At 43.9% G+C, this 16,128-nt stretch carries 13 protein-coding genes; 12 read left to right on the top strand and 1 reads right to left on the bottom strand.

The window, feature by feature from the left end; genetic code table 11:
- The first annotated feature begins 2 nt into the window (after positions 1-2).
- The 10 genes from NST40_RS20275 to NST40_RS20230 all read left to right on the top strand — a co-directional run bounded on the left by NST40_RS20275 (position 3) and on the right by NST40_RS20230 (position 12,825).
- Entirely contained in the window at positions 3-920 is a 918-nt protein-coding gene (locus tag NST40_RS20275; protein ID WP_256720973.1) for an AraC family transcriptional regulator, read from the top strand.
- Between the two features lie 17 nt (positions 921-937).
- Positions 938-2,020 carry a Gfo/Idh/MocA family oxidoreductase gene (locus NST40_RS20270; RefSeq protein ID WP_342409935.1) on the top strand — a complete coding sequence of 361 codons (1,083 nt, stop codon included), beginning with the start codon at positions 938-940 and terminating at the stop codon, positions 2,018-2,020.
- A gap of 137 nt (positions 2,021-2,157) precedes the next feature.
- Positions 2,158-2,862: a response regulator transcription factor gene (locus NST40_RS20265; protein WP_076278708.1), complete on the top strand. Its 705-nt coding sequence runs from the start codon at positions 2,158-2,160 to the stop codon at positions 2,860-2,862.
- A gap of 3 nt (positions 2,863-2,865) precedes the next feature.
- Positions 2,866-4,251 carry a HAMP domain-containing sensor histidine kinase gene (locus NST40_RS20260; RefSeq protein ID WP_076301712.1) on the top strand — a complete coding sequence of 462 codons (1,386 nt, stop codon included), beginning with the start codon at positions 2,866-2,868 and terminating at the stop codon, positions 4,249-4,251.
- A 90-nt stretch (positions 4,252-4,341) separates the two neighbouring features.
- Complete coding sequence (locus NST40_RS20255) at positions 4,342-4,875, top strand: hypothetical protein (protein ID WP_076182931.1); 534 nt, start codon at positions 4,342-4,344, stop codon at positions 4,873-4,875.
- Between the two features lie 138 nt (positions 4,876-5,013).
- On the top strand, positions 5,014-6,135 hold the full coding sequence (locus tag NST40_RS20250; RefSeq protein WP_076127270.1) for an FtsW/RodA/SpoVE family cell cycle protein: 1,122 nt from the start codon (positions 5,014-5,016) through the stop codon (positions 6,133-6,135).
- A gap of 30 nt (positions 6,136-6,165) precedes the next feature.
- Positions 6,166-7,185: an LCP family protein gene (locus NST40_RS20245; RefSeq protein WP_076301711.1), complete on the top strand. Its 1,020-nt coding sequence runs from the start codon at positions 6,166-6,168 to the stop codon at positions 7,183-7,185.
- A gap of 179 nt (positions 7,186-7,364) precedes the next feature.
- Complete coding sequence (locus tag NST40_RS20240) at positions 7,365-8,540, top strand: MFS transporter (RefSeq protein ID WP_342409934.1); 1,176 nt, start codon at positions 7,365-7,367, stop codon at positions 8,538-8,540.
- A 252-nt stretch (positions 8,541-8,792) separates the two neighbouring features.
- Positions 8,793-11,963, top strand: a complete 3,171-nt coding sequence (locus NST40_RS20235; RefSeq protein ID WP_342409933.1) for a GNAT family N-acetyltransferase — start codon at positions 8,793-8,795, stop codon at positions 11,961-11,963.
- Positions 11,950-12,825 (top strand): amidohydrolase family protein, encoded by an 876-nt coding sequence (locus NST40_RS20230; protein WP_076276136.1) that lies wholly within the window; start codon positions 11,950-11,952, stop codon positions 12,823-12,825. The genes NST40_RS20235 and NST40_RS20230 overlap by 14 nt, the downstream gene beginning before the upstream one ends.
- A gap of 137 nt (positions 12,826-12,962) precedes the next feature.
- Here the strand turns inward: NST40_RS20230 and NST40_RS20225 are convergent, their stop codons facing one another.
- Positions 12,963-13,352, bottom strand: coding sequence for a hypothetical protein (locus NST40_RS20225; protein WP_076217867.1), 390 nt, complete (start codon positions 13,350-13,352; stop codon positions 12,963-12,965).
- A 275-nt stretch (positions 13,353-13,627) separates the two neighbouring features.
- Here NST40_RS20225 and NST40_RS20220 point away from each other — a divergent pair, with 275 nt between their 5' ends.
- Positions 13,628-14,017 carry a BlaI/MecI/CopY family transcriptional regulator gene (locus NST40_RS20220; protein WP_076143756.1) on the top strand — a complete coding sequence of 130 codons (390 nt, stop codon included), beginning with the start codon at positions 13,628-13,630 and terminating at the stop codon, positions 14,015-14,017.
- On the top strand, positions 14,017-15,846 hold the full coding sequence (locus NST40_RS20215) for a M56 family metallopeptidase (protein ID WP_342409932.1): 1,830 nt from the start codon (positions 14,017-14,019) through the stop codon (positions 15,844-15,846). Before NST40_RS20220 ends, NST40_RS20215 begins: the two co-directional genes overlap by 1 nt.
- Positions 15,847-16,128: the final 282 nt, after the last annotated feature.

Below are 16,128 nucleotides of genomic sequence, written 5' to 3'. Positions count from 1 at the left end.
CGTTGAGCAGCTTTCCCTATGAGATGATGTTTGAGAAGCAGGACATGCTTGAAAGATTGGATATCACGATTCTATGGGGACATTACGAGATTACAGTGTTTAGATTTCATTTGACATCTTTTCCACCGGGCAGAGTAGTCGAGTTCCATAATCATTCTGAATTTGAGTTTCATTTCATTCCGCGCGGGAAGGGAGAAGTCATTCTTGGGGATCAAAAGTATCCTCTGTCAGAGGGAATGTTCTATCTAACCGGACCAGGTGTCATGCATCGTCAAGAGGCAGCCGTAGATGAATCCATGGAAGAGCTATGCCTGCATGTTGACATCAAGAAGAGGATCCGGGATGATGCGGATCTTTGGGAGGTTGCGGAAGCTGAGACCTGTGTGGAGAAGCTGAAGTGTTTACCCTTGGTCCCAGCACAAGATTATCACGGGGCTATGAAGTGTTTTCGAGAAGCGTACGAAGCATGCGATGGGAAGTTGACCGGATATTATACTTCAATTAAGCATCTCGTGATTAGTATTTTATTAAAGGCCGTTAGAGCGTATGATTCAGGCGGGATCCGCACGGAGGCGCCGGTTAGAGATATGCTGACTTACCGGTATCAATACGCAATGCAATATATGGAAGCGAATTATTCAGGAACGGTTACCTTAGAAAATGTTGCGGAAAAGCTAAATATTAGTTCAAGGCAGCTGCAGCGGGTGTTTAAGCAAGTAAATGCAGAACAATCATTCAGTAGGGCGCTTGAGGACATCCGATTGCAAGCGGTCTGCCGCAAGCTTGAAGAAAGCAATTATCCGATAGAACAAATCGCACAGTCGGAAGGGTTTACCAATGCTACCTATTTGCATATTGTCTTCCGCAAGCGGTTAGGCATGACACCGGCAACTTATCGAAACAGCAAACAAATCCATTAGAGGTGAGGGTGAAGGATATGAGTAAGGTTTTTCGTGTAGGGATTATTGGATGTGGTGGTATTGCGAATGGCAAACATCTTCCAAGCTTGAGCAGACAAAGTAAGGTTGAGATCGTGGCTTTTTGTGACATTATTAAAGAACGTGCTGAAGAAGCAGCGGAGAAATACGGAAATAATAAAGCTACTGTCTATACGGATTACACTGAACTATTAAAAGATCAATCCATTGATATTATTCATGTGCTTACGCCTAATGATGTCCATGCGGAAATATCAATCGCTGCACTAGAAGCCGGAAAACATGTGATGTGCGAAAAACCAATGGCTAAGACAGCGGCAGATGCCAAACGAATGGTTGAAGCAGCGAAACGTACAGGCAAGAAGCTGACCATTGGATATGACAACCGATATAGAGAAGACAGCTTATATTTGAAAAAAGCCTGTGAGTCCGGAGAGCTTGGTCATATCTATTTTGCAAAAGCGCATGCCATCAGACGGAGAGCCGTACCGACCTGGGGAGTATTTCTTGATGAAGAGAAACAAGGCGGCGGTCCGCTTATCGATATCGGAACTCATGCGCTGGACCTAACCCTTTGGATGATGGATAACTATAAACCTAAAGTCGTGCTGGGCACTAAATATCATGAACTTTCACAAAAAGAAGAAGCTGCCAACGCATGGGGACCGTGGGACCCTAAAAAGTTCACCGTGGAGGACTCAGCCTTTGGAATGGTCGTAATGGAGAATGGCGCAACAATCATGCTGGAAGCGAGCTGGGCTCTGAATTTACTAGACGTACATGAAGCGAAATGCAGCTTAAGTGGGACGGAAGCAGGCGCAGATATGAAGGACGGACTTAGAATTAACGGTGAGAAATTCAGCAAGCTGTACACTAATAAAATTGAGCTTGGGGCAGGCGGCGTTGCCTATTATGAAGGAAAAGCTGAAAGTGCTCCGGATATAGAATTAAGAAAGTGGATTGAAGCGATTGAACAGGATAAGGACCCGGTTGTAACTCCTGAACAGGCTTTTATTGTTTCGCAAATATTGGAAGCTATTTATGAATCGGCGCAGACCGGCAAGGCTGTGTATCTGGATTAGATTTTGACAACTATAGCGATTTAGAGTAATATCCACTTGTGATTTAATTATAGGGATCTGAGACAAGACTCTCTCTTTACCGGGAGAGTTTTTTTGTTTTTTACTTGTTTAGACTCTGGGTAATAGGGGTGGAAATCGTGGATACTATTGATCGCAATCATGTGCTTATTGTGGAAGATGACGATAATATTAGACGTTTTATATCTATAAATTTAACGAATAACGGGTTTGTGGTTAGTGAAGCTGCTTGTGGAGAAGAAGCCTTGCAGAGCTTTGAGGTGAGCCGTCCAGATGTTCTGGTTCTGGATATCATGTTGCCTGATTCTAATGGGTTCGAAATATGCCGAAAGCTAAGAGAGAAAGACGCTGGGGTCATCATCATTTTCTTAACCGCTCGTGGACAGGATATGGACAAAATCAATGGCCTTGAAATGGGTGCTGACGATTACATTGTTAAACCTTTTAATCCATTAGAATTGGTAGCACGTATTAAAGCGATTTTGCGCCGTACAGAATCAGCTCTCAAGCCGCAAAAAACGATACTTCAAGCTGGACCGATTCGGCTGGATCTGAATGCAAACAAGATGTTTAAGCAGGATGACAGCATTGAATTAACTCCGAAGGAATTTCAGATGATGAAGACCTTTCTGGAGCATCCGGATACAGCACTCTCTAGGAATGAATTAATGAATCTTGTCTGGGGAGAAGATTATATTGGAGATCCTAAGACGGTAGATGTTCATGTGCGTAAGTTAAGAGAGAAAATTGAGGTTGATCCTTCTAGTCCGCTTTGGATTGAGACGGTATGGGGGCTCGGATACCGCTTTAGAAAGGATGGTTGAAGAATGGGGATTCAGAAAAGATTAGTAGGAAGCTATTTTGTAGTCATCTGTCTTACTGTGCTCATTCTTGAAATCATTCTTAATGTATCTGTGCGATATTATTATTTTCATAACATAGAGGAAACCCTGATGAATCAAGCAGAGCTATCGGCTTCTTTTTTTCAGCAATACTTTGGGGACCAGGATCTGGAGGAACAATCGGATAGGTTACTGAAGGGTTTTGCGAGTCATTCCGATGCACAGGTACAGATTATTAATGTTGAAGGCCGGCTGTTGCAGGATTCAAATGGACTTCAAGGCGATCTTACTATGACTGAGTACATAGATGTGCAAGCAGCAATAAAAGGGCAGCCCGGCAGTTGGAAAGGTGCGGACCCTAACACAGAGGAAGCGATTTACGCGGTATCCTATCCTTTACAAGCGAATGGAAACATCGTGGGGGGAGTCAGATTTATCACGTCCTTAACGGAAACTATACATACAGTTAAACAGATTACGGTTTTACTGATCGGGGTGGGGATCATCGTCATTGGCATTGTCACCTTACTTGGATTATTACTGTCTTGGACCATAACCAGATCCATTAAAGATTTGAAGCAGGCAGCAGACCAGATGACCGAAGGTGATTTTAGCATCAGAGTGCATAAGCGCTATCAAGATGAGCTGGGTTCATTGGCGGATACGTTAAATATGATGGCAAGCCGAATCTCCAAGAGTGAACAGCTTAAGAATGATTTTATCGCTTCCGTATCCCATGAACTGCGAACGCCCTTGACCTCGATCAAAGGTTGGGCAATTACCTTAAAGGCGAGTGAGGTGAGTAATCAACCTCTGTTTTATGATGGGCTTGATATTATTGAATCCGAAAGTGACAGGTTAACTCATATGGTGGATGAATTATTGGATTTCTCCAAGTTGGATAACGGAAGAATCGCCGTTCACTTCACATCTGTGGATCTAACAGAACTACTGCAGCATATCGGCAGACAACTTACCCCTAGAGCGACCCGACAAGGCATCTCACTAGATGTAAAAATAGAAGAACATCTGCCAGTGATTCAAGCTGACGAGAATCGTGTGAAGCAAGTCATGATTAATCTCATTGATAATTCGCTCAAATTTACTGGTTCATCAGGTCGAATCTTTATCACCGCTCATACGGTTCCAGGGAAAGTCGTGATTTCTGTAGAGGATACAGGCTCAGGCATCGCTGAGACGGATTTAGAGAATGTGCGGCAAAAATTCTACAAAGGGGATCAACAGGCTTCGGGCAGCGGCTTGGGATTATCCATCTCGGAACAGATCATTAAATTGCATCATGGAGAGCTGCGAATAAGCAGCACTTTAGGCAAAGGAACGATTGTCCAATTTGACTTACCGATAGAATAAGAATTCAAATTTAACTATTTCATAACCACTTTCATCTCTTTCACAGATAAAATACTATATATGCGGACAAGCGAGGAGTCGATGATCCAAATGCCGAGCAAATTCATAAAAATAGGTACCCTGTTGACAACTTTATTTTTGCTCGGAGGATGCGGAGTCCCGGCGACACCCGGAGAGCTGATTAAACCTCCATCATCAGAAGCAAATCTGCAACGAGACAAAACGAGCCAGGAATTTATTAAGTGGCTTCCAGACAAAGCTCAATTGATAACTCCGATGAAGGGACAAGAAGATAATGCCATCTCCTTTGGCGATATGGATGGAGACGGAATCGACGAAGCTGTAGTTGTGTATGAGTACAGTAAAAACAAAGGATACACTATAAAAGCAATGTTGTTGAGGCAGGAAAATGAAGCTTGGCAGAAGATTTCCGAGGTTGAGGGGTTTGGGTATGGTCTAGATTATGCCGGATTCTTTGATGTTGATGAAGATGGCCATAACGAGCTTGCACTGGGCTGGTCATTGGGTGAGGCTGGAAATGGTATGGATATTTATACGCTAAGTGAAGATAAACTTAAGCTGTTATCGAAGAAGGCGTATCAGGGCAAATATGATCTGAGGTAATCATTTAACCTAATCATCCGCAGCGCTTCATTGAGAAAAAAGAAGTAAAAGTGCTCAGCGGATTATTTGTAATGCCCATTTTCATGCATATATCCCCTACACAACAAGAAAACTACAGAAATTAAATAGAGGTTGTAAATGCTTATCTCTACCAAAATTGCAAAGCTGGACAGATCCGTACTTTTCCTCACCACCTGCTTAGTTGGCATGGGTACTGTTGCTATTTATGAAGCGACTACGGATACGCGGTTAGACGGTCTTTACATAAGTTATTTGTATTTATTTGCTTTATTTTGCCTACCCATGTTATTCATTGCTTTGGTAGATTATAAGATTCTATTAGGCAGGTTAGCCTATCTCTTTTATGGCGTGGGCATAGGTTTACTAGTACTAGTCAAGCTGGTTGGAGAAAACCTCAATGGTGCCGTGCGTTGGTTAAGTATTGGGAGCTTTCAGCTTCAGCCCTCCGAGCTGGCTAAAATATGTACGGTGCTGCTCATTGCTCATCTATTAGGTACACGAGAGGGCCAGCGGCTGCGGTTTTTTCAAGATTTAGTGCCGGTCGGTTTTGTTTTTTTAATTCCTTTCATTTTAATAATGGATCAGCCCGATTTGGGTACAGCACTCGTATTTGCTGGCATATTACTTAGTATGCTGTGGATTGGTAACATCCGTGCTCTATATATGATTCTGATCCTTGGTGTTGTGATTATTTCGATCGGCACGATACTATGGCTGTATTATGCTAACTTCGACCTGTTATCCAAGATTGTCGAGCCCCATCAACTGTCACGAATCCAAGCTTTTTTGGACCCGCAGAGCGATCCAGATAAGTCTTGGCATGTAAAAAACGCAATGATAGCCATTGGCTCCGGGGGATTATCGGGCAGTGAAGGTATTTTTTTGCGAAAAGGATATATTCCATATGCGTATTCCGATTCGATCTACGTAGTCATCGGGGGAAAATACGGTTTTATAGGTTCATCCGTGCTGCTGATGCTTTATTTGCTGCTCGTGTACCGAATGATCTTTATTGCGCTGGATAGTAGGGACCGTGCGGGTACCTATATTGTCACCGGGTTTATCGCTATGTTCATCTTTCAAGTTTCCGTTAATCTTGGGATGCATATTGGGTTACTGCCCCTAACGGGGATTTCATTGCCTTTTATTAGTTATGGAGGCAGCTCGTTGCTAACTAATATGATAGCGATTGGCATAGTGCTAAGTGTTAAAGTTCATAAGGATGAAAGCGCTGATTGAATAAGCTATTGGAACTGAGTGGAGGAAATTATGTCTAACAAACGCAAGTGGACAACAACCCGTAAAATTCTGACGAGCATTGGTCTTGTCTTAGGCGCAACTATTATAGGGATTGGAGTATATGCAGGGTATTTATACAAAAAGACGGATGATGCGATACAGCGTATGGCAGCTCCAGTCACCGTACAACCCACTGCTGCTCCAGAGGAAAAAAAGGAGACGGTATCGGTTGAACCTATGATTTTTCTGCTTGCCGGGGTAGATAGCCGGGACGGTAGCGGTGGGGTAATGAATACCGATGTTCTGATGCTTGTCAGCTTCAATCCGGACACGAAATCGACGAGTTTCTTATCTTTACCCAGGGATTTGTTGCTAAAACCTAAATCGTTACCTTCCCGTAAAGCCAATTATTATTATGCATATCATTACATAAAAGACAAAACAGAGGCTATTCCGAATACAAAAGAGTTTTTCAGCAATTTACTCGGTCTGCCGATTGATCACATGGTTGTGGTGAATTTTGATGTGTTGCAGGAGACCGTGGATTTGCTTGGCGGACTGACTATAGATGTCGATATGGATATGAAATATACCGATACGGCAGATGGTACACACATCGATTTAAAGAAAGGCTTGCAGAAGCTGGATGGCCAACAAGTTCTTGATTTTGTGCGGTACCGTAAATCGAATCAAGGAACGGCTGAATCCTCCGATTTCCAGCGCAATGATCGGCAGCAGCAAGTAATCAAGCAGATTCTGGATAAGCTAGGAAATTTCCAAGGCGTGTCCCAATGGGGAAATGTATTGGATATCATTGGTGAAAATGTGAAGACGGATATTCCTCAAGCAGATCTGCAGCAGTGGTTATTCAACTTTCCTAAACTTAAACCAGAACATATTAATTCCTTACATGTGGAATCTCTTTGGAAGAGTCCGTATGTCTATGTGAATAAAGAGGATCTAAAACAAGCACTTACTACTCTGAGTACGGAAGCAGGCGTCAGCTCCGAAAGCTCATTACACTTGGAGAATGTTGGAACGGTGGATTAACATCTATAACCCTGCTCTTAAGAGCAGGTTTTTTTGTTTGTTCTACTATAAATCCCGCTAACCAGTAAAGTAATCCGCCAAGAGGTAGAGGCCTGACTTCCATGCATAGTACCATAAACACAGCGATTATAACGAATCGTATATTGTTTCTGGTTTACTTGAGAGGAGAAGGGAATTTTATGAAATACAGACGGGGTATTATGTTTCTAATCGTACTTACAGGAATGATCTCAATAGCTGCTTTTAATCCGATTATTGGTCCGCTTGCGCGAAATTTGGGGCTGAGTGATTTTCAATCAGGATGTTTAGTATCGGTGGCGGGGTTATGTTGGCTGCTCGGAGGATATTTCTGGGAAAAACAAACGTTTATGAGCCGAAAGTGGCTGCTTGCTTCGATTATGTTCGTCTATATGGCCACACTCATTATTTTTGCACTATTGGCTGATTATGCAGTAAATGCACAGAGTAAAGAGAGTCTGTTTTGGAGGTTCTTTTTACTTCGCGCAATCGCTGGCTTTTTCTTTGGAGGAATTCCGGCATTAGCACAAGCTTATGTTATGGGCTGGAGTACAAAAGAAACCCGTACACAAGGAATGGCATTATTTGGTGCGGCCAACGGTCTTGGTTTCGTAGTAGGACCCGCAATGAGTGGAGGAATGGCTTCACTGGGCCTGACCTCACCAATGTACGCGGCCGCTATTTTATTGTTCACCTTGGCTATATTGTTTCTGGTGTTTATTCCTAAAGAAAAGAATATTGAGATTGAGCGGCAGGCGATTTCACTTTCCCCCAATGATCGACGGATACGCCTCTATTTATGGATTGGACTTTTGCTTTCGTTTGCTCTGAATATCGTGCAGGTTACTATCGGATTTTTTGTGCAGGATAGCTTGGGTTACAGTACTCAGCAAGCCACTCAGTTAATTGGAATGGGGCTGGCGATCTCGGGAATAATGGTAGTGCTCTCGCAAATTGTAATCAGTAAGTATCTCAAATGGCATCCTAAAAAAGTGCTGCTCGTGGGACTCTTATTTGTTGCCTTAGGCTTGCTGGGATTGTTATTGTTCATCAGATTTGCGTATGTAGACTTTACATTTTTGGGTATTGGCATCGGCTTTACACTGCTCGGCTACAGTGCGGGTGCTTCAATGGCGGTTCAAGACCATGAGCAAAGAAGCGTTGCTTCCTTTATTGCGGCCCTGCAAGGTGGCGGGTCATTCATAGGGCCAGTTATAGGGACGGCCTTATACACCGTTAATATGGCGCTTCCTTATTCTATCTGCGTACTGTTGATATGTATTGTAGGTCTCGCTAATATGAAGAAAAAAGCGGCGGATCGTGTGGAGAGTTGTTAAAGAAGAAAGGCTGCTCTTAGGAGCAGCTTCAGGCTGTCGAGGGTGACTCGACAGCTTTTTTTGTAGCTTTCTGCTGGCAGTGAGTTTATGTAGAAAATAAGGAGAAAGAGTTTTTTACCTCGTATTGAGCTTCCAGTTAATAGTATAATAAGAACTCGTAGGAGTTATTTCAATATGTTGTAGAGAGGTTATCCACAATAACTTTATACGAATACATACTCATATTTTTTTGAGGAATAAGGAGATGAAAGCATGACTGTAAATACTACAGCGGAACAAATCCGCATTATCGAATACGATTCTTCTTATGCTGGGGCGGTCGCAGAAATGTGGAACCGCAGCAACGAAAGCTGGGGCGGAGGCACCAATCAAAGAACTGAGGACAGTGTGCGCCGTGAGATGGAGATCTCGTCCAATCTTAATGCCTTTCTTGCCGTTGATGGCAAAGAGGTAGTCGGCTTCTGCAGCTTCGCCCACTACCGTCAAGATGAAGGGGCTTTGTATGTCCCGCTATTGAATGTACGCCCCGATTATCACGGATACAAGGTTGGCCGCAATCTGATTCTGAACGCTGTTCGCCAAACAATAGAAGCGGGCTGGCCACGTCTTGATCTGTTCACTTGGGCAGGTAATACGAAAGCCGTACCGATGTATAAGAAATGCGGATTTTTTTGGGAGAAAAATGAAGATTACGTCCATCTGATGAACTTCATTCCAACAGTACTGCAAACGGAAGCACTTGCTCCTTATTTTGAAGAACTGGATTGGTATGCAGACAGTACCCGTGAACTTCCCATCCAGCCAGATGGCCGCCAGGAGCGTGGCTTTGATTTCTTTGATTACACTTGGCAAAAGGGAAAACTCTCCTTGCGGGCGGAATTCGAGAAGACTGGCCGCGGTCTGACCGCTCTTGATACACCAGACTATGAAATCTCTACGGAAATTGATGATCATGATCTTGTGTTTGGTTCGACCTACAAGATTCGCTATCGCATCAAGAATCGTTCGACGTCTGAGCTGGCCATTGAGATCGAAGGCCAGAACGATAAAAATATCCGTTTTGCTCTATCTGCTGCGCGAATACTCGCTCCAGGTGAAACGGTTATCGTGGAAGGTGATTTTGAGCTTGATTCAGTTCGGGAAGAGCAGAACGATAAGAAGACACACCCCGTTGTTATGAGCAAGTGGATCATCGGTGGCAAGCGTGCGGAATTCCGCATTGGCGTTGCTCCTAAATTTCCACTCAAAATGAAGATAGCGCTGCCACACCGGGAACTGTATCTGGGTCTTCCTTCGGAACTGTACCTTAATGTGGAGAATAATTTTGCTGCAGAAGCAGAATTTTCTTTTGATTTGCCCGAAGACGAATTCCTCGTATGGGCGGACCGTACAGTAAGCTTTACTGTTCCAGCTAAGAGTAAGGCTTCTATTCAAGTACCCTATACCCTAACTTCATACGGTCTTTATTCACAGGCTATTGAGGTAACGGCCGTTCCGGTTGGAGAGAAGGCAGTCACCTTCATAAGCAAACTATCCGTTTTAATGAAGGGAACGCATGGCCGCTTTGGCGGGGAAAACGGGGATCAGTGGGTGGCTGTGAATGGCGCTTACTCTATTCATCTTAATAATACCGACAATGGAATGTGGATTGAATATCCCGGCTCGAGCCATAATTTCTGGTTGACCCATCCGAAGTTAGGCAAGCCATTCGCAGAAGAATTCTCTAAGAAACAGGCCAAAGAAGTAAAGATCTATTCTGAAGGGGAGAGCCAGGTTCTCGAAGCTCTTTACGAGTCGGAAGAATTTCCGGGTCTTGAGATAAAAAGAGTGGCTAAGCTATTTGCCAACGGAATCGCTGAGTTTTATAGCGAGGTCTGCAATACCAATAGTGATATCCTGGAAGAAGACATGTATCTGTTAACGAATTTCGGCTTTTTCGGTAAACAGCTCATCTTGCCATATCAGGGCCAATACGTGGACATGGGCGATGCTTACTCAGGCGATCCAAGTCTTTGGGACAGTGCACAAATTACGGAGAACTGGTTGTTCTGCAAGGAAGAGAACGTCACATGCGGAATCTGCTGGGATCCTTCGCTAAAATTGCTTCGTCCGGAATACCCGCTTGGGCTGGAGCATAATCTTGGCCGAATCTCCGCTGGAGATGTCGTACGGACAAAAACTATGGTGTTTACTCTTAACACCTTCCTTAAGTGGTCGGAATTCCGCGCCTTTGCCCTAAAACAGCAGAATTCGGTCATACCGGTGTTGGATGACCATCTTGAGCTAACGCTCGGCGGTGGAAATCCTTTTGCGGCAGGGGCACTTCATGCCGAGCTAATCGAACGAAAGATGACACCGCTTGATGGAAGCCTTGAATTGTATGTACAGGCTGATGGAGAAGAGGAGCGAAGTGTCGCTGAGATGGAGTTGCAAAGAGGACAAAATTTGCACTCCGCTGGTTTTGAACTCTCTACTGAGGATACAGAATCACCAGAACACAACGAATCTGGCCGTAAGGTCCGGGTCGTCTATCGTGGTGAGGATCGCATTCAAGAGCGAACAGGCCTCTGGTTTCCACAAACGGAAACAAGCGTTGTTTGTGGGATAGAAGAAGGACCTGCGGGTCCCGTTTACACAGTGAGCAACGGAGTTCTATCTATTGCAGCTGCTCCTGATTTCGGCAGCGTTGTGCATTCCTTGAAGCACCAAGGAGAAGAGTGGCTGGACAGCACCTTTCCGAAAGCTGAACCACGTTCCTGGTGGAATCCTTGGCATGGTGGACTCGGTGTGGGTATATCTGGCATAGGCGGATTTAGCCGGTTGCAGGAGCCAAGAAGCGCAGCTTGGACGGAGCAGATGGATGATCACGGCAACGTCTGGAAGGGATTGAGACTGACCACTTCGATGGAGAAGCAGGAAGCAAACCGGGGGATCACGATCAATCAGCATTACCTTATGCTGCCCGGAGTCCCTGTGCTCTGTGTGTTGATTTCAGTAACCAATGAAAGTGGAATGACGCTACCGCATTATTCGCTATCCGAGGATAGTTACTTTAAGCCTTCACCAATCTATTCGGAAGGCTGGATGGATCTCCCAGAGGAAGGCAACTTCCCAATCGGGAAGGTCGAAGCCCATCTGGAATCCAAGGGGCTTATCCGAATCGGTGCAACTTCGCGTAAAGACATGCTGCATGTGGTGCATGGTTATCCTAATCAGAGAGCTATGTCTTACGTGAACAATAAGGTATTCACATATGGTGTGAATCACCATCTACTACTTCTGAACGGAGAAACCGCTTGGACACAGCCGACCTTCATGATCATGGGAGAGCTCGCTCTGAATCCAGAGGTAGTTCGTAATCTTATGAAGGTGACCTTTGCTAGTGTTTCTGACAAAAAGGAGACTATAAATGCCAATCATTGATATTCACATTCATCTGTCGGACATCGATAGCTTTCATCAGACAGCACTGGATCTCTCCAAAGTTGATTACACAGCTGCTGGGCTCAAAGCGGAGTTTGACAAGAACGACGTTGTTCTCGGCATTGGAATGGGGGTCACGGAGCAGACGAAGGGAGCTTTCCCTGACTCTGCCTCTCCCAATCCGATGGGACTCGACTTGGAAGCCAGTGTGCCGCCATTCTTAATGGAATGCGTGGGCATTAATCCGAATATGCTCGGAGGAAAGGATGCTTTGGATGAGCTGGACCGAATAGAGGCAAGGCTGCAAGCTCCTGAGGTAGCTGGTATTAAGCTCTATGCCGGGTACTATCATCATTACGTTTATGACAAAATCTACTCGCCGATCTATGAGCTGGCCGCCAAGTACGGCACGCCTGTAGTTATTCATACCGGTGATACGTATTCGATGAATGGATTGCTTAAGTATGCGCATCCCCTTACCGTGGACGAACTGGCGTTCCAACGGCGCGACGTGAACTTTATGGTCTGCCATCTAGGCGATCCCTGGGTGATGGATGCTGCCGAAGTGGTCGCCAAGAATCCGAACGTCTATGCCGATTTGTCCGGTCTCGTTGTTGGTGATCGGCCTCATTTTGAGCGGTTCATGAATGAACCCCTGTTTATGGATCATTTTCGCCGGGCGTTGGTGTACTCTGATCACTATGAAAAAATGTTGTTCGGTACCGATTGGCCACTCGCGCCTATTGATCTCTATGCGGAGTTCGTCCGCCGGCTTGTGCCTGAGCAGCACCACGAGAAAGTATTTTATGAGAATGCCTTTGCATTATTCCCACGCATCCAGCAGAGAATTGCAGCGCTCTGAGCGGAGCGGGACAGTATATCTGAAGCGCAGGAAAATAATATAATTACGAACAAGCCATCCTTAGTTAGTACTAAAGGATGGCTTGTTTTTACATTTGTATGATGACCATGCCTATTTTTAGATTGAGTTTCCAAATTTTAATCTTCCTTTTCTTTACTTAACAGATCAGCTAGCTCAACCGAATTCTTATTTCTTAAATCCAGCATCTTTTCGCTATTGCTAGCTTTAATCAGGAAACCATCTTTCGTTTTAAAATCCATATAAAGGCTGAATCCGGCCACCTTTGAATTAGCGTAAGTAACAGTCATTCGATAAGTCGGTTCACCCACATCAACAGACCCGCGTACTTTTTTTACAGTTCTTATAGCATCTTCGAAGATTTGAAGGCTTTCACGGTCAGTATAAGTAATTTCTGTTGTTTCGGATGCAAGATACACACTTACGATCTTTTGCGTGGGTCTGACTAATACAAATAATAAAATCAGTAAAATTATCAGTGAAAATGATAGAATACTAAATTTTTTCATAACCTACCTCCTTACTTAAGAATAATGCAGACCAATCACTTAGTTTCCAAAATAGTTATAAATTTCAGCTGAGTGTGCGTTGCTTATCTCATTGTTGGAATCTTATAAAAATTCCTAGGGTTCTATTTATTATTTGCTACTGGACTTGGGAAACCTTTATTAAAATAATAAACGTCTAAGAATGTATACATATTTTAGAAATAATGTGCTTGCTTTTTAATTACACGTTTGTATAATGAATGTATTACACAAATGTATAAAAAGGAGAAATATGGATGAATAACAAAATCAAACGCTTGCCAGATGCTGAACTGGAAATTATGCTGGTGATTTGGAGAGCCGAGAGTTGGGTTAGCTCCTCTTATATTTTGAATCAACTGGGGGATAAACGTAAGTGGGCGCTTGCTACTTTGATGACAGTGCTGTCACGGCTGGTTGAAAAGGGCTTTCTATCTTGCGAAAAAGAAGGGCGGAGCAACCGTTATCTCGCTGCAATTTCTGAGACAGATTATAAAGAGAGCGAAGGGAAGTCTACGCTTGAAAAGCTGTTTGGCAACTCTGTGCAGGATATGGTGATGTCCTTATACAACGGGAAGGCGATTGATAAAAGCGATCTTGCTGAGTTGCGGGAACTGCTCGATAGAGTAGATAAGGAGGAATCCTGATGATAACAGGTCTTTTTACAGATTTTCTGGTTATTTCTGTGACCCTTAGTTTAGTTATTATCGGCTTAATCACATTAACTCCCTTGTTAAGAAAACATTATTCGGCTAAGTTGAGCTATTGGATATGGTTGATCCTAACCTTGCGATTATTGTTGCCATTCAACTTTTCCTTTACCAATCCTCCTGTGGCGATTCAGCTACCCGAAGGTCAGGCCATAGCAACTGTCTTTCAAAGCTCAGTGTCCCAGAATTTGCAGGCGGATACGCCAGTAATCTCTCAGCCGGTCCAGACAGGGGATGTAAGCCATATCCCTTCTATAATTAATATTTTAGCTTACATCTGGGTTACTGGCGCTGTGCTTTTTTTAGGGTATCATTTGCTGAGTTATTTCTTTTTCAGGAAACAGGTGTTACGTTGGAGCAGCCCTCTTCAGAGAGAGGATATGTTCTCCAAGCTCAAACAAGTCGCTAAAGAAATGCATGTAACAACCACCATTGCGGTTCTGATAAGCAGTAAAGTTCCGAATCCGATGCTAATGGGTTTTTATAAGCCAACACTATTCTTGCCGCATGATCAATATAGTGACGAAGAGCTGGAGTTTATCTTAAAACATGAGCTGGTCCATTACAAAAGGCATGACATCATATATAAGCTACTGCTACTGATTGTGCAGGCACTGCATTGGTTTAATCCATTGGTCTGGTTCATGGCACGCGAAGCTGTCCGCGAAATTGAAATTTATTGTGATGACACCGTTGTACGTAAGCAAAATGCGGCATATCGAAAGAAATACTGCGCAGCCATTTTATCGGTTATGCAAAGTAATGCTACACGGCATGTAGCTTTATCAACGAATTTTGCAGGAGGAAAACACTCGATGAAGCAGCGATTTGGCAGTATTTTAAATATGAAAGAAAAACGAAATGGAGTAGGCGCATTTCTTGCGGTCTTAATGGTGGTTGGTGTAACAGCAGTGCTAGCAGCCTGTACCAACCTAACCGGCCAATCTACAGATACGGCGGCGCTCAAACCAGGTACTATTTATTCCTACAGCTCTAGTGGCGAACAAGTGGTTGTGCATGACGCTGGGAATGCGTATTCCATGGACGAGGATGGTAATGTCTCTGTCTCCTATCGGAAAGGGGAGATCCAAGCGCAAACGCCTTTAAAACTTGATACGACTGGAACAGAAATGGGGATGGGGAGAGCGGATACCGGATTTTATATCTCCGAGGACAAAACTGCAATTGTATATGGATTTGCGGATGGTAAAGAATCCCCTCTACATGTATTAATCAGTGATGACATGGGGAAATCGTGGAATAACTACAACATTGCAGGTGCAAAGGGTTATGACGCCAAGTTCATCGGGTTTACCGACAAACAAAATGGATGGATCGTCTCCGGAGGTTCTGCAGGCGTGGGACGCTCATTAAATTATGTATACCAGACCTCTGACGGCGGGAAGACATGGACGGAGCTTGGAAATCCTAACGATTTATACGCGGAAAGTTTAGCCGGGGCAGGGTTTTCTAACAAGGATATCGGATTCTTAGGGTTCAGATATTATGAAGATAATGGGCCTGTTATTTATTGGACCAAAGATAAGGGGCAGTCATGGGAAAAGCTCGTGGTATCCCTTCCGGAAACCTTTAATGAATATCAAAAAACGCCGCTTTCACCTATTTTTAATGGAAAAGAAGGATTGTATCCTATTCTGCTCAGCAAAGAGGGCAACACTGTAGGTACCATCTATCTGTCGAGTAAGGACAACGGCCTGAAGTGGACGTATGATCCAGCATATGATCAAATGGGCGATTCTAAATAGAAGCAAGTGGAGCAGGGGGTGATCTACAAAGATCTCGCCCCTTTTTTATATGGAGAGCGGACGAATTTAATATGTAGCGGCTTTTAATTGTATTTTGTACAGCTATTTTTTAGTTTTTTGCCGCTAAAGCTGATAACTGTGATTTTTAATTGTATAGAATACAGTTAAAGTGAGAAGTTAGCCTTTTACAGACGAAATAAGTGTATAGAGTGCAGTTATCTCATAGGTTGCATAAAGTTACAGCGATAAAATATACGGGGAGAGGATAGCGGAAGCAAGTTG

The sequence above is a fragment of the Paenibacillus sp. FSL R10-2778 genome (assembly GCF_038593035.1).
Lineage (GTDB): Bacteria > Bacillota > Bacilli > Paenibacillales > Paenibacillaceae > Paenibacillus_AQ > Paenibacillus_AQ odorifer.
Note: the sequence above shows the minus strand (reverse complement) of the source record. Positions and strands in the feature narration are given on the sequence as shown.